This window comes from Ruminococcus flavefaciens, from assembly GCF_900143025.1.
In the GTDB taxonomy this organism is placed as follows: Bacteria; Bacillota; Clostridia; order Oscillospirales; family Ruminococcaceae; genus Ruminococcus; species Ruminococcus flavefaciens_I.
Map to the genome: position 1 here is coordinate 25,498 of NZ_FRCT01000016.1, position 14,328 is coordinate 39,825.

Annotated in this window: 12 protein-coding genes and 1 tRNA gene; 6 read left to right on the top strand and 7 right to left on the bottom strand. The window is 46.1% G+C overall.

Annotated elements, in window-relative coordinates; genetic code table 11:
- Positions 1 to 6: 6 nt before the first annotated feature.
- Genes BUB28_RS13665 through BUB28_RS13685 form a run of 5 tightly spaced genes read right to left on the bottom strand, consistent with a single transcriptional unit; the run spans position 7 to position 5,751 of the window.
- Positions 7 to 1,128, bottom strand: a complete 1,122-nt coding sequence (locus BUB28_RS13665) for a hypothetical protein (protein ID WP_072952103.1) — start codon at positions 1,126 to 1,128, stop codon at positions 7 to 9.
- A gap of 3 nt (positions 1,129 to 1,131) precedes the next feature.
- A complete protein-coding gene (locus BUB28_RS13670) occupies positions 1,132 to 2,730 on the bottom strand; it encodes an NAD(P)/FAD-dependent oxidoreductase (protein ID WP_072952104.1) in 1,599 nt (532 codons plus the stop codon).
- Positions 2,727 to 3,974 (bottom strand): aminoacetone oxidase family FAD-binding enzyme, encoded by a 1,248-nt coding sequence (locus BUB28_RS13675; RefSeq protein WP_072952105.1) that lies wholly within the window; start codon positions 3,972 to 3,974, stop codon positions 2,727 to 2,729. The genes BUB28_RS13670 and BUB28_RS13675 overlap by 4 nt, the downstream gene beginning before the upstream one ends.
- A gap of 5 nt (positions 3,975 to 3,979) precedes the next feature.
- Positions 3,980 to 4,855 carry a metallophosphoesterase gene (locus tag BUB28_RS13680; protein WP_072952106.1) on the bottom strand — a complete coding sequence of 292 codons (876 nt, stop codon included), beginning with the start codon at positions 4,853 to 4,855 and terminating at the stop codon, positions 3,980 to 3,982.
- Positions 4,855 to 5,751 carry a mechanosensitive ion channel family protein gene (locus BUB28_RS13685; protein WP_081373537.1) on the bottom strand — a complete coding sequence of 299 codons (897 nt, stop codon included), beginning with the start codon at positions 5,749 to 5,751 and terminating at the stop codon, positions 4,855 to 4,857. The genes BUB28_RS13680 and BUB28_RS13685 overlap by 1 nt, the downstream gene beginning before the upstream one ends.
- Positions 5,752 to 6,049: 298 nt before the next feature.
- Here BUB28_RS13685 and BUB28_RS13690 point away from each other — a divergent pair.
- Both BUB28_RS13690 and BUB28_RS13695 read left to right on the top strand, forming a co-directional pair.
- Positions 6,050 to 6,123: transfer RNA gene (locus BUB28_RS13690), tRNA-Arg, on the top strand.
- Positions 6,124 to 6,279: 156 nt separating this feature from the next.
- Positions 6,280 to 7,071 (top strand): NUDIX hydrolase, encoded by a 792-nt coding sequence (locus tag BUB28_RS13695; RefSeq protein ID WP_072952107.1) that lies wholly within the window; start codon positions 6,280 to 6,282, stop codon positions 7,069 to 7,071.
- 96 nt (positions 7,072 to 7,167) lie between these two features.
- On the opposite strand, the gene BUB28_RS17110 is transcribed toward BUB28_RS13695, so the two are convergent.
- Positions 7,168 to 7,833, bottom strand: a complete 666-nt coding sequence (locus BUB28_RS17110; RefSeq protein ID WP_072952108.1) for a hypothetical protein — start codon at positions 7,831 to 7,833, stop codon at positions 7,168 to 7,170.
- A 205-nt stretch (positions 7,834 to 8,038) separates the two neighbouring features.
- Between BUB28_RS17110 and BUB28_RS13705 the strand changes: the two genes are divergently transcribed.
- On the top strand, positions 8,039 to 8,494 hold the full coding sequence (locus BUB28_RS13705) for a GNAT family N-acetyltransferase (protein ID WP_072952109.1): 456 nt from the start codon (positions 8,039 to 8,041) through the stop codon (positions 8,492 to 8,494).
- A gap of 87 nt (positions 8,495 to 8,581) precedes the next feature.
- On the opposite strand, the gene BUB28_RS13710 is transcribed toward BUB28_RS13705, so the two are convergent.
- A complete protein-coding gene (locus tag BUB28_RS13710) occupies positions 8,582 to 11,287 on the bottom strand; it encodes a glycoside hydrolase family 9 protein (RefSeq protein ID WP_072952110.1) in 2,706 nt (901 codons plus the stop codon).
- Positions 11,288 to 11,580: 293 nt separating this feature from the next.
- Here BUB28_RS13710 and BUB28_RS13715 point away from each other — a divergent pair, with 293 nt between their 5' ends.
- From BUB28_RS13715 to BUB28_RS13725, 3 genes are all read left to right on the top strand, one after another.
- Positions 11,581 to 12,171 (top strand): guanylate kinase, encoded by a 591-nt coding sequence (locus BUB28_RS13715; RefSeq protein WP_072952111.1) that lies wholly within the window; start codon positions 11,581 to 11,583, stop codon positions 12,169 to 12,171.
- Between the two features lie 37 nt (positions 12,172 to 12,208).
- Complete coding sequence (locus tag BUB28_RS13720; protein WP_072952112.1) at positions 12,209 to 13,738, top strand: polysaccharide biosynthesis protein; 1,530 nt, start codon at positions 12,209 to 12,211, stop codon at positions 13,736 to 13,738.
- Between the two features lie 62 nt (positions 13,739 to 13,800).
- Positions 13,801 to 14,166, top strand: coding sequence for a cupin domain-containing protein (locus BUB28_RS13725; protein ID WP_072952113.1), 366 nt, complete (start codon positions 13,801 to 13,803; stop codon positions 14,164 to 14,166).
- Positions 14,167 to 14,328: the final 162 nt, after the last annotated feature.

The following is a 14,328-nucleotide window of genomic DNA, read 5'->3' on the forward strand; positions in this document are numbered from 1 at the left end:
CTGTTCTTATTTCAGTATGTTTATATTGTCCGCAAACGCAGCCTTTGCGATGACGCTTTCCTCGCCGTCACCGTTTATGAGGAGTATCTCCTTTCCATTGGAGTAAACTATTCCCTCATCGCACAGTGCGTAATCCAGAACACCCTTTTTTATCACGGTCTCGCTGCCATCGGCAGCTTTCTTCACAAGGACTCTGCTTCGCGGCAGTATACTCGGATTTTTATCACCCGACGCTGCATTTTCCTTTTCGTTCTTCTCGGCTTCAAGAAGTCTGCCCTCGAAATACAGCTCTCTGTTGGACTTTGTCTTTGTTTTCACATCGCCCTTCTGCTGATTTTTTCTCAGCGGTTCACCGCCGAATATAGTTGTAAATGCGTTGAGAAAACCGATTATCGCCTTTATGAGCCTTACGGGAAAAAGCAGTATGGATTTCAATATGGGCTCTTTCTTGGGTCTCGGCTCTTTATACGGCTGACGAATAAAGTAATAATTTCCCTCGGAGTCGTTCTTTGGCTTGATAAGGTCGGTATTCTCCTCGGCAAAAAGCTCGTCCATTTTTCCTGCATCTGTATCTACAGCCATTATGGAGCTTGGAGAAACTCCGCCGTCTCCGCCAATGGAAAAGCCCACAGTGGAACAGAGTATCCTGTTATCGTTTGCCGACCAGAAGGGATATCTCTCGGCAGATGCGCCGTCAGTTATCTCATCGTAGTCGCCCCGCTCATCAAAGACTGCAAGATGACCGTCCATAATTGCGGCTATTTTTCCGTCCCTGAAGCATATATCCGTAATCCGCCTGTTCATGCCTGTGTAGATATGTCCTTCGGGAGCTTTCGGCTCGTCGGCATTTTTCCTGTAGATAGCTCCCATTTCGCCGAATACTGCTGAATATACAAATCCGTCATAGGCAGACGAGATACCGAAAATGTTTGTCTGCTTTGAAGCGTCCTCGTAATGCTCCACAGCTCCCATGAATTCCGCACCTCTGCCGCTGTGCTTCCATGCCTTGTTCTTGTTTATCTCATTGACGGTATCGGCATACTTGTCAGCTCTTTCGCAGGGAAGCTGACTGACCTTTCCGTCGCTGCATACGTACATTGATCCTTCAGAAAGATATACTATCTTCATAACTCAATCCTCACATATTCCCAATCTTTCGCAAACTGCCTCGGCACATTTCATTCCGTCAACAGCTGCCGAAACTATACCTCCTGCATAGCCTGCTCCCTCGCCGCATGGAAAAAGCCCTTCCAGTGATACGGACTGAAGATCCTCTCCTCTGTTTATCCTTACAGGAGAACTGCTCCTGCTCTCTATGCCTGTCAATAGAGTATCTGCGTCGTCAAAGCCCTTTATCTTTTTTCCCATTTCCTTTATGCCAAGTCTCAGGGACTCGCATACATAGTCCGGAAGATACTCCTCGGGAGCTGCAAAATGTATATCGGGACGGTAGGAAGGCTTTACTCTGCCCAGCTCTTCACTGACCCTGCCTTCCATAAAATCCCCCAGCACTGCCGCAGGTGCGTGATAATTCCTGCCTCCTGCAATGAAAGCCTTCTCTTCAAGCTCGCGCTGAAAATACATTCCTGCAAGAGGGTGATCGCTGCCATAATCCTCTGTATTTATATTTACAAGGAGAGCACTGTTGGAATTCTCGGCATCACGGGCAAAAAAGCTCATGCCGTTAACTGCCAGCCTGCCCTCCTCAGATGAAGCCGCTACAACATGACCTCCCGGACACATACAGAAGGTATAGAGCGTGCGTCCGTTGGGCAGATGTATCGCAAGCTTGTAATCGGCGGCTTTCAGCGCAGGGTGTCCTGCAAAATCGCCGTACATTGCCCTGTCGATATCCTTTCTGAGATGCTCGGCACGTACTCCCACGGAAAAATTCTTCTGTGAAAGAGTAATGTTTTTGTCCCAGAGCAGTTCAAAAACGTCCCTTGCACTGTGACCTGTGGCAAGGATAAGACTTTTTGTTTCAAGACTGTTCTCCTGCCCGTCCTGTCTATATCTGACTGTGGAAAGAACGCCGTTTTCGGCTTCAAATCCGCAGAATTTCGCATTAAATCTAACTTCTCCGCCAAGAGAAACGACTCTTTCACGAAGTGCCTTTACAGCTCCACGGAGCTTGTCCGTACCGATATGAGGCTTTGCAAGGTAAAGTATCTCCTCAGGCGCACCGAACTCAACAAGCCTTTCAAGTATCCAGCCTATACGTCTGTCCTTTATGCCTGTTGTAAGCTTGCCGTCGGAAAAGGTACCTGCTCCGCCCTCGCCGAACTGCACATTGCACTCGGGGTCAAGCCTTCCGCCGCTCTGAAATTCCTCCACTGCCCTGCATCGGCTGTCCACATCGCCGCCTCTTTCAAGGACAACGGGCTTTGCTCCTGCCATTGCAAGGACAAGTGCCGCGAACATTCCCGCAGGTCCGAAGCCGACTATAACAGGACGATATGGCAGGCTTTCAAGTCTCGGTATCTTATACTCTGTATTTTCAGCCTTTACAGCGTTTTTCAGAGTTTTGAGCAGCTTTTCCTCACCCTTGGCTTCTATGTCAAGAGATATAAGAAAGTGTACATCTGATTTCTTTCGCGCGTCCACGGACTTCTTCGCAAGTTTTACGCTTATTATCCTGTCGCGGTTTATATGCAGCTTTTTTTCACATATGCGCACAAGGTCGCTGAGATCGGTATCAAGCGAAACTCTTATACCGCCTGCTCGTATCATAATGCTGCTCCTCTCAGTGACTCCGCACAGTTTCTGCCTGCAAATATTCCCGATGACCACGCCCACTGTAAATTGTAGCCGCCGCAGTCGCCGTCTACGTCAAGTATCTCGCCGCAGAGGAAAATGCCCTTTTCGCTTCTGAGCTGCAATCTGTCGTCAACGCACTCGCCGCTTATGCCGCCTGATGTTACCTGTGCGTCCTTCCACGGTGCGCTGCCGAGAATATCAAAATCCATGTTCTTTATGAGCTGTGCAACCTTTCTGAGATCGCTGTCTGTCAGTGATGATATCTTTTCGGTAAGCGGCTTGCCAAGTGCTCTCTTGGTTATGTATTCAGCAAGATTACGCTGAAAAATTCCTGTAAGAAGCTCGCCTGTGGTATGTTTTCCGCGCTGATAGTGAATGATGCGCAGATAGCCCATGAGCTGTTCGTTTTCCATATCAGCCGCAAGGTCAAGCCTGAGAGTCAGCTTTCCGTCGTACCTTGATACAAGATGAGCCATGTTGAAAACACATATGCCGGAAAGTGAGCTCTCTGTAAACTGTATCTCGCCTATTTCGTCCTTCAGGAAGCGTCCGCCCGAATAGGCTGTAACTCTGCCCTTTGCGCGGACTCCTTTAAGTCCTTTGAGTAGCTCGGGGCGAACTCTCAGAGGTGCAACAGCAGGGCATATCTTTGTAGTATGGCAGCCCTTGCTGCGGAGAAGCCTTATAACACTGCCGTCCGTTCCGAACTGCGGTGCAGCATAGCCTCCTGCTGCAACTATTATGCGTCTGCACGGGTACTTTTCACCCGAAGCCGTGCATATCCTGAAGCATTTTTCCGTACTCTCTATGAAGTTTGCCTCAAAGCCGCATCTTTCTATGACGCCCAGCTCCTCTGCCCTCATTCTCAGCGCATTGAGGACAGTTGCCGCATTATTGCTGCGAGGATATATCCTGCCCTTAGAATCGGCTGTACAAAGTACGCCCAGACTGCCGAAAAATTCCTTTGCCGATGGCGCAGACTGCATTATCCTCCTCAAATTGCTTACGCTGCCGTGATAATGCTCCTCGCTGAGCTCGGTGTTGCTGAGATTACAGCGTCCGTTGCCTGTTGCAAGCAGCTTCTTGCCTACTCTGTCAAGCTTTTCCAGTATGACTACCTTTGCCTTAGGCATTACTGTCTTTGCTTCAATTGCTGCTGCAAGTCCCGAAGCTCCTCCTCCGATCACTGCTATATCTGTGATTATTTCCCTGCTCATACCTTTCACCTCTTTGGTTCAACATCTAATATGACTACTTCGGGTCGGTTATTGAAGCGGAAAGGACCCGGATAAACTCCTAATCCCGATGTTATGAACATTTTCCCCCCGTCATAATCAAAAAAGCCTTTGTCATATATTTCAAGCTCCTTATCCGAGAGCTTTGGAAGCCATGTTTTTGTTTCCGAATCATAAAGCGGTCCCATAAAAGGGATCTGTACCATATCTCCGTGAGTGTCTGCACATATAGTAAGATCAGCGCCGAATGAGGCGAATTTCTCATAGTTGGGTATGTGTGCAAGCAGGATATCGAAGCAATCCGCGTCCTGCGTGAATTCGTTTCTCAGGTCAAACGTGGGACTGTAGTAAACATTGTCTATGCCCATGAGATGCACACGATTTCCCTTTATGTCAATGTATTCGCTTTCATATTCAAGCACATTCGCACCTGCGGCTTCAAGATCATCTATATATTCCCTGTCTGTGTCATGCTCTCCTGTAACTGCGTAGACGGGATATCCCGCCTCTGTGAGCTTCCTTGCAAGGTCTACAGGCTTGCTCATAAGCTCGCTGTCGCTTTCCCTTGTGTACATATCCCCGAGAAAAAAGACAGCATCGGGCTTTTCCTTGTCTATGGCTTCAAATATTGTCTTATTCTTTATGCCGTGTTTTGTGGCGTGCTGGTCGCTTATGACTGCAAAACGCAGCCTGCTGCTTACCATTGACGACTTCATGCTGACACTGTTGGTTTTCAGCGTGAAATTATTGAACCACCATACTATCAGCAGTATCAGTATCCACAATACTCCCGATGACTTCTTTTTCTCTTTCTTTTTGGGTGCTTCGTTTTGTTTTGCCTCGTTGTTCTTTATTTCGCTCATTAAACCTTATCCTTTATGTGTATATCAAGCTGGTCAAACGGTATCTCTATATCGTTTTCATCAAATGCAGCCTTTACTGCCTCTGTCATATTGTAACTCTCTTCAAGATAGTCTCCGTTGTTTACCCATACCAGCACTGCTATAGATACCGAGCTGTTATTGTGTGAGCTCATTCTGACTATAGGCGCAGGAGTCTTTAGTATGAGCTTTTCATTGGCGATTATGTCAAGTATCACCTGACGAGCCTTTTCAAAGTCCGCACTGTAGCTTATAGCAAAGCTCATATCTATTCGTCTTGCAGGCGTTTCGGTATAGTTCACTATCTTTGCATCGGTTACCTTGCCGTTTGGTATGAATACCGTCTTTCCGTCGAAAGTAAGCATTTTCGTATAGAATATGCCTATATCACGTATTGTTCCCACCGAGCCGTCAAGCTCTATTATATCTCCTGTGGTAAACGGCTTGGTAAAGAGAATTATAAATCCGCCGCTCAGGTTCGACAGACAGCTTTGCAGCGCAAGGCTGATAGCAAGTCCTGCTGCACCGAGAATGGTTATTATCGAGGACATCGGCACCTTCATTACAGACAGCGCCATAATGATAACTGCGATATAAAGGATTATTTTTATCAGCGATACAAGGAAGCTCTTTGCGGCTCCGTTAACATTGGACTTTGATACTGCCTTTCCTACTATCTTTGCTATGAGCTTTGATATGAGGATACCGATAACAAGTATGAAAAGTGCTACAATGACCAGAGGCAACGCCTTTCTAAGGTATTCAGCCGCATCACCGAAAAATCCAGAGGTCTTTTCGACCGACTCCTGTATTGTACCCATGATCTCATTGGTCTGTGCCTCAGTCACAACTTCCTCGATAGTGTCGGTTTCTATCATTTTATCATCTCCGAAAAACTGATACCTGCATTGCAGGATTGTTTTAATATTATTAATGTATAGATATAATTATTATAACATAAATTGCTAAAAACGTCAATATAAAGACGGTATATCGTGCAGGTCAAATTGCTTTGAAAACTCAACTCTAAGTGCCAAGAGCCGAGAACTTGGAAATACAGCCCGAAACCGAAGACGCAGGAACTAATTACACCGAAGCAGAATAAGTAAAAAAATAAAATTATTCCTTAAAGCTTGCAATGAGAAGAAATTTGTGATAAAATAATATACATAATGTGTCCCAATAGCTCAGTAGGATAGAGCGACTGCCTCCTAAGCAGTAGGCCGGAGGTTCGACTCCTCTTTGGGACGCTCTTAGCGGGATCGCCCGCAGATATGTTCGCGTTTCAGTAAAGCTGGAACGCGAATTTTTATTATTCATAAAAAATGACTTGACATTTTCCGGTCATGGGTATATAATGTAAAGCGCTGAAAAACACAGGCAAATGTTACCTATGGAGAGAGATTATGGAAGATGTTGAAATTTTTCTGAGCAAACTGGCTACTGAGGAAAAGCTCTACGCCGAGACTGCAAAAAAGCTTGACGATCCCGACATAAATGACAAATTCACACTGGCAGGAGCTATCGCTCAAAAAGGTTCACCTGCTTCGTATAAGGTGTATGTATCGGACGAGGATATAAACAACGATATCGTTGACGAGATCAAATCGGTATTTACAGAGGCTGCCGAACAGGATCCCGAGATAAAGGTGGAGTTCATTGTAGATGAATTTCTCAACCTCATTGACGACAAAGCAAGGATAACCTCCGAAAGCAAGCCCCGCACCCTTGTTCACAGGGACGGCGAGCTCCACCCTACCGTACATATTTGGATGATAAAACGCCGCGACGGCGGTATATTCGTGCTTCTGCAAAAACGTGCCCATGAAAAGGACATAAACCCTGACTGCTATGACGTTTCGGCAGCAGGTCATGTTACACAGGGCGAGGAATTCAGACACACTGCCCTTAAAGAGGTCCGTGAGGAGCTTGGACTTGATATAAACCGCAGTCAGCTTGAATTCATAGGACTGAAAAAGGCTGAATATTCAAACGGCGATATCCACGATAACGAGCTGGTGGCTGTATACATCTGCCGCGAGCCTGTCAATATCGAGGATCTCACATTGCAGTCCTCCGAGGTCTCCGAAGTGGGCTGGGCTGAGATAGACGAGCTCCTTTCAGTTATGAAATATGAGGATATACCTAACTGTATCTCACTCAAAGAGCTTGACATGATAAAAAAGGCTGTATTCTGATAAAGATATCAAAAATTCAGGAGGACTCCAAAAGAGTCCTCCTTTTGTTTTATGCGAAAAAATAAGGCTTCCGAAATTCGGAAGCCTTTATTGTCGTTATTCTGAGGCTGCTGCGCCGCCTGCTGAACCGCCGCCCTCTACAGGTGCAGCTGCTTCGCCGCCGGTTGAACCGCCGCCCTCTACAGGTGTTACTGTTTCGCCGCCGGTTGAACCGCCGCCCTCTACAGGTGTTACTGTTTCGCCGCCGGTTGAACCGCCGCCTTCTACAGGTGATACGGTTTCGCCGCCTGTCACACCGCCTGCACCGCCGTTAGGTGTGCTGGTGATAGGTGTTCCGCTGCCTGAATATCCGCCTGTAGCAGATGTTGTTGTGGTCTGGAAGGTAGGTGTGAAATAATTCTCACCGGGAGTACCGCCAGATGGTATCTTCTGTCCTGTGTAGAAGCCCGAACCCTGAGTGACCCTCGGGATATCTGTGCCTGTAGTCCTGCGGACAGTAGTTGTTTTGGTCTTTGTAGTCGTTGCGACCACCATATCGTTATTTGAAGTAGTTATTGACGTTGTCACCGATGTTCCCGTAGTGTCATTCTTATATATGCTTTCGCGTCCGAATGCCGTTATTACCTTTTCCGAAGGTGTTATTGGGAACATAACGAAGAAAAAGAGGATTGCTGCCGAAAGTGCAATGAAACAGCCGCAAGAGATGAGTGTTATCTTTGTGGATTTTTTCAGATTACTGAAAACGCCGTTTCCTTTACTCATGTAAAAAACACGCTCCTATATAATAAATATAGAATATTATACTACGTATTTCAGAAAAAGTCAAGCCTAAGATCGTCCGCATTTGTGATAATAAAATGAAAATTGACTTATATCCTCCGATCTGACGCTGTATTTGATTGACTTTTGCGGTAATTGATGCTATAATTGCCAATATAATGATATTTTAGATTTCAAAGGAGAAGAAATGATAGTACAGATACAAGACAAAGATAAAAAAAGAGCTATATCACGCAGGATCCTTGAAGCTTTAACAGAATGGTTCGAGGTTGAAGAGTCAAGAGAACAGTATATAAACGACTGTGCAGACTGGCTGTTTCTTGCCGCAGAGGAAAACGGCGATTATGCAGGCTTTCTCTGCTTGAAGGAAACAGGAAAAGATACCGCAGAGCTTGCGGTAATGGGCGTTTTGAAGGAGCATCACCGTCACGGTATCGGCATGAAGCTTGTTGAAAAAGCAAAGGAAGCTGCAAAAGCCGCAGGCTATTCATTCATGCAGGTAAAGACCGTCCAGATGGGCAAATACGAGGAATATGACAGGACTAATCTTTTCTATCTCGGCTGCGGCTTCAAGGAGTTTGAAGTGTTCCCGCTATACTGGGACGAAGCTAATCCCTGCCAGATATACGTTATGGCACTTTAAGATATAAAAAACAGCCTTTCGCTAATTACGGAAAGGCTGTTTTTTTCATGCGGAACGCCGAGAGCGGCGTTCCCTGCTAATTGCCGCTTACTTCTTTTTAAGCTTTGCCATTTTGTAGATGAAAAGCTCAAGGGAGATAAGTCCTATAACTGCTGCTCCGCAGATAAGGGCTGTTCTGCCTATTCCGCCTGACTTTTCGTCTTTATCTTTCTTTGTATCCTTGTCGTCTGACTTAGCTTTCTTTGTAGTGGTGGTGTCTGATTTTTCCTTTTTGGTAGTTGTTTCCTTTTCATCATCGTCATCACTTGGCTTCTTTCCGTTGCTGTGGTGACTTATTTCTATTCCGTCGTCACTTGCTTCCTGAGCAGTAAAGGCTGTGAGCCATGCAAGAGATGCGTTCCAGTTGATAGTACACTCGTTTACAGACCATGCCTCGATATTGTCAAGATAGCACTTCTGAGGCGGTATCTCGCCTTTCTTCCAGCCTGAGCCCTGTACCCACGGGTCCTGCATACCTGAGTTTGGTCCACCGCACATAACACCGTTTGGAGCCTTCGGGAATGTCTCGTCTATCTGCTTTGCCCAGAAACGATGATGCGGATATTCTATGGCGTGTGTACCGTAACCGGTAACGTAGGAATAGTCCATAGCGTTTCTGCCGAGGAGATAGTCCATACCGCCTATAGCGCCGTCAAGGTACTGAGCCTCATTTGTAAGGAGATAAGCGTAAGCCATTACTATGGCATTATCTGCAACAAACGAATTTGAGCCCCATATATAGCCCTTATCGCTGTCATTATAGCTGAGAGTGCTCGAACCGTAGGGCAGTCCGTAGCCCTGATTTTCCTCTAACTTGATATATTCGTCTGCGGCAGCTATGATAGCTTCCTGTAATATCTCTGCATCGCCCTTATCGAATTTCTCGGGATTGAGCGCAGCACTTAATGTTGCAAGTGCGCCTGTGTTGCCCCAGTCAAAGCTGCCCACTGTATCTACGCTCTCACCGCCGCCAAGCGACTTTGGAACATCAAGGAAGAACTTATTTTCAGTTGCTTCGTCATAATAGTCCTCATTGCCTGTTGTAATGAAAAGCTCAAGAGCTGCCCAGCAGAATTCGTCCTCAACATCGTCATCGCCGTAAGCTCCGCCGCCTACAGACTCGTCAAGAGGGGCGTACATATCAGGGTGCTTCTTTGCTGCCTCAAAGGCGTTTTCAGCAGCTTCAAGACACTCGTCTGCAAAGTCCTTGTCGATATCCTTCCAGAGTCTTGCAGCCTGTGCCGCACAAGCAGCAAGATTGAGTGTTGCTGCTGTCGTGGGAGGCTTTACGATACGCTTCATGTCATCATCGGCAGGAGCGATGCCCAGTGCTGTCCACTTTTCATCGTGAGCCTTGTGGTACGCCATGCCCTTGTATTCGCCCTTATCCACGATCATTTTCAGCATCCATTCCATTTCCCAGCGAGCCTCGTCAAGAAGGTCGGGAGTGCCGTTATTATTTTCGGGAATGAGCATGGTTCCGTCAGCATAGGCTTTCTCAAAGCCGTATTTAAGAGCAGTCTCGTACTGATTCTGCATGAGCCAGAGCGAGAAGCCGCCGTTAACAACGTATTTGCCGTGGTCGCCTGCGTCATACCAGCCGCCTGTAACATCTATGGAACCGCTGCTGCCGCTGTAGCCCCATGTCTGCTCTATCTCAGCCGTATCCTTCGGGTGACCTGCTGCACGGGCAAGCTCCGAGGTATCGCCTGAGGAGATGAAATCACTCTCTATCTCTATACCGCTTCTGTTCTGATAGAAGTAGTTCAGCGAGTCGTATAACAGTGAGGAATAATCCTCAGAGCCGTCTATCTTGAATTCATGGCTTTTATTGCCGTCCTCGTCCTCAAGATAATATGTACCTGGCTTGGTGAAGTCTGAGAAATCTATGATATGCACCTCGTCATCGGAGTCCTTATCAAGACCGAAAGGAGTGCTCTTGCCTTCGTATACAGTCTTTCCGTTCTCGTCCTTCAGCTCGAAGCTGACTGCCTTTGAGGAGTCACTGAGCAGAGTTGCTTTCTTGACTCTGTCCTTGAAATATCCCACCTGATTTGTGAGTATCCCAGCTCTTTCGTATTCTTCCTTTTCAGGATAGTCGTTCTCGTCGCTTGTAAGGTCTATAAGCGACATATTATCGAACTTTATCTTTGTTCCCACAGGGAAACAGTCGCCGTTGGTGTACTGACCGTCGCCGCCTAAATGGAACGCCCATTCTGCAACGTCAAGTGACTTATCGGCAGTAAAGGTAACTTCCACCTTTTTTGTCTCGTTTTTGCCTATCTGGATACAGTCCCATGTGGAATTGAAGTCGGGACCGTTGTCAGCCATCATGTTGTGCCATATCTCAACATCGCCGTCAAGGTTGCCTATCTTGGTATAGTATTTTCCGCTCTCGGAGGGGGTTATCTCGTAGGATACCTTATATTTATGCCCCGATACTATTTTAAGTCCTCTGTGTCTGAACTGGCAGTCCCAGCGGTCCTCGCCTCCTCTTGAAGCTCCGCCCGGATTTACTATCTCTACTGTATAAACTCCCTTGCTTATCTCAAATTTCATCTCTCCCGGAGCTGACTCCACTATATGCCACGGAAGACCTACACCGTCCTCAAAATCTGTCTGTCCAAGCTGCTGTCCTGCATTTGCTGTAATGGGCATGAGCTCTGTCCCTGCCTGAAGGAAAGAACTGCCTGCTATAACAGCTGCTGCCATTGCCCAGAGTGCCCTCTGAGCAAGTCCTTTTCTTTTTTTCATTCATAAACCTCCGTTCATGTTTTCAGTTTTCCAATACTACTTTAATACTTTTTGTACCCGATGTAAAGCCATGAAACGGAAAATTTACAAATTCGACTTTTAAAACAGTACTTTTGCCCATAAAAAATCGTATTGCCGATGAGATTTCGTTGAATTAGACCATTTGTGATTATTACGTCAAAAAATAGCAAAAAATGAACACCTGTACCCTTGATTTCTTGATTATGATGTGTTATAATTTAATATCGTGGAGAAATCTGCAAAAAACATGATTTTATTTTCGGAGCTTGTAAATGAACCACATTTTTTATATCATGGGTAAAAGCTCATCGGGAAAGGATACGTTTTTCAGACGCATCGTTTCCGAATTGGGTCTTACCCCGATAGTCCTGTACACTACCCGTCCTATCAGAGACAACGAAAAGGACGGAAGAGAATACCATTTTGTTGACAGAGATACCTTCGATGATATGATGAAAAAAGGCATGGTCATCGAAGAACGTACTTATGATACCGTCTACGGTGAATGGACATACTTCACCGCAGCTGATAGCATCTCCCTTGACAACGGCAGCTGTATAGGCATCGGCACTCTTGAATCATACCTGAAAATCAAAGAGCATTTTTGCGGTGATATCGTTATCCCTCTTTATATAGAGGTAAGGGACGATGTAAGGCTTATACGCGCTATCGAGCGTGAACGCACTCAGTCTGTCCCAAAGTATACCGAGCTCTGCCGCCGCTTTATTGCCGACAGTGAGGACTTTTCCGAAGAAAAGCTTGCTCAGGCAGGTATAACCGTAAGGTTCGACAACAGCGGCGAGGAGGAAAAATGCTTTTCGGAAATAAAAAGATATATAAGCGAAAAAGACATTTTGAAGTAATTTTCCGCATAAGAAGCGGAGTTTTGGGAGGTTTATTGTGGAATCGGAAGTAAAATTCAGCGACAGCGCAAAACGTACTCTGATAATCGGCGGCGGCGTTGCCTGTAAAATGCTCCTGCGGGAGATATTCAATGCTCAGAAGTCACCTTATACAGAGGATAAGGTCTCAGCACATTTCAACCCACTTTGCATTGTCGACAACGATCCTGCAAAAATGGGGACTGACGTTCTCGGCGTAAAGATCGTGGGAAGAACAGAGGATATACCGAGATTGGTCAAGGAATACGATATCGAACAGCTTATCCTTGCTATACCCTCAATCACAGCTGAGGAGCGCAAGGGTATCATAGATATATGCAACGATACAAAGCTTCCTCTGAAAATAGTTCCGTTTATCGGAAATCTTATCCTTGATGATTCAGCTACCCTTCTCGGACAGGTACGCGATATCAAGGTCGAGGAGCTCCTCGGACGTGATCCTATCAAGTTCGACAACAAGGACATAAAGGCTTTCATCAACAACAAGATATGCATGGTAACAGGCGGCGGCGGAAGCATCGGTTCCGAGCTTGTCCGTCAGATAGCAAAGTATCACCCCAAGCAGGTCATCATCGTTGATATATACGAAAATAACGCATATGAGATACAGCAGGAGCTTTTAATGGAATACGGCGGCGAGTTCAATCTCGTTACCCTTATCGCTTCTGTACGTGATTATTACCGTATCAACCAGATATTTGAAAGATATAAGCCTCAGATAGTTTTCCATGCTGCGGCGCACAAGCACGTCCCTCTCATGGAAGTATCACCTATGGAGGCTATAAAGAACAACGTTGTAGGTACATTCAATGTTGCCACACTTGCTCAGTTCCATAACGCAGAAAAATTTGTTATGATATCTACAGATAAGGCTGTAAATCCTACAAACGCTATGGGCGCTTCAAAGAGATGCTGCGAAATGATCGTGCAGTACCTCTCACAGCAGCATGAAGGCAAGACAGAATTCGTTACCACACGTTTCGGCAATGTACTCGGCTCAAACGGCTCTGTTATCCCGCTTTTCAAGAAGCAGATAGAGCAGGGCAAACCTGTAACAGTTACACATGAGGATATTATCCGCTACTTTATGACTATACCTGAGGCTGTAAGCCTTGTTATGGAGGCTGCTGCCATTGCTCACGGCGGCGAGATCTTCGTACTTGATATGGGTCAGCCCGTAAAGATAGTTACTTTAGCGGAAAATCTCATAAGAATGTACGGAAAAGTGCCTTATAAAGATGTACCTATTGTTTTCACAGGTCTCAGACCAGGTGAAAAGATAAAAGAAGAGCTTCTTATGAATGAGGAGGGACTCCAGAAGACCTCGAACAAGCTCATATTCATAGGCAAGCAGATAGATATCGACGAGGAATGTTTCGCAAAGAGCCTTAAAAAGCTCCGCGACGCTGCCCTTAAAAACGACGAGGCTATCGCTATAGCTGCTCTTCATAAAATGGTGCCTACATTCATTACTCCCGAGGAATTCAATACCAAGGAGCTTCTGAATCTGGAAGGCTGTACAGAATAAAGCTTATCGTAACAACGCAGCTAAAGCAGCTGCGGTGTGTTTTATATCAAGGAGGAATAATCATGGAATTCATCAGTGCAAACGACATAAGAGAGCTTTCAAATCCGGGTGTAGTTTCCCGTCAGCTCCTCAATCCCGAAAATTCCGCAAGTACCCGTGTTACTATTACTGAGGTACACCTTGAAGTGGGTGCAAGTCAGCCAAGACATACCCACGATGCTTCGGAGCAGATATGGTACGCAACAAAAGGCAGCGGCAAGCTCCTTCTCGAAAATGATACCACAAAGCCATTCAAGGCAGGAGATGTGGTGCGCTTCGCAGATAAGGACGTTCATGGTCTGCTCAACGACGGCGATGAGGAGTTCGTTTACGTGTCCGTAACTGCTCCACCTATCAATTTCGGCTACGCTTATAAGGATAAGAAATAATACGGTAAGCTTGTATCTGCAAGCGGATAATATCCCTACAAACATATACTCGAATATCGCGGCACATTCAGGACGCTTTACCAAACATTTTTACAACTTAACAACCTGCGCACACTGTTTGTGCCAATACAAACTATGGGCTAACAGCTTTGATAAAATCTT

Excerpts from the sequence above, each read along its gene's own strand:
- BUB28_RS13665 (WP_072952103.1), bottom strand. The coding sequence starts at position 1,128 with ATGAAGATAGTATATCTTTCTGAAGGATCAATGTACGTATGCAGCGAC.
- BUB28_RS13670 (WP_072952104.1), bottom strand. The coding sequence starts at position 2,730 with ATGATACGAGCAGGCGGTATAAGAGTTTCGCTTGATACCGATCTCAGC.
- BUB28_RS13675 (WP_072952105.1), bottom strand. The coding sequence starts at position 3,974 with ATGAGCAGGGAAATAATCACAGATATAGCAGTGATCGGAGGAGGAGCT.
- BUB28_RS13680 (WP_072952106.1), bottom strand. The coding sequence starts at position 4,855 with ATGAGCGAAATAAAGAACAACGAGGCAAAACAAAACGAAGCACCCAAA.
- BUB28_RS13685 (WP_081373537.1), bottom strand. The coding sequence starts at position 5,751 with ATGATAGAAACCGACACTATCGAGGAAGTTGTGACTGAGGCACAGACC.
- BUB28_RS13695 (WP_072952107.1), top strand. The coding sequence starts at position 6,280 with ATGGAAGATGTTGAAATTTTTCTGAGCAAACTGGCTACTGAGGAAAAG.
- BUB28_RS17110 (WP_072952108.1), bottom strand. The coding sequence starts at position 7,833 with ATGAGTAAAGGAAACGGCGTTTTCAGTAATCTGAAAAAATCCACAAAG.
- BUB28_RS13705 (WP_072952109.1), top strand. The coding sequence starts at position 8,039 with ATGATAGTACAGATACAAGACAAAGATAAAAAAAGAGCTATATCACGC.
- BUB28_RS13710 (WP_072952110.1), bottom strand. The coding sequence starts at position 11,287 with ATGAAAAAAAGAAAAGGACTTGCTCAGAGGGCACTCTGGGCAATGGCA.
- BUB28_RS13715 (WP_072952111.1), top strand. The coding sequence starts at position 11,581 with ATGAACCACATTTTTTATATCATGGGTAAAAGCTCATCGGGAAAGGAT.
- BUB28_RS13725 (WP_072952113.1), top strand. The coding sequence starts at position 13,801 with ATGGAATTCATCAGTGCAAACGACATAAGAGAGCTTTCAAATCCGGGT.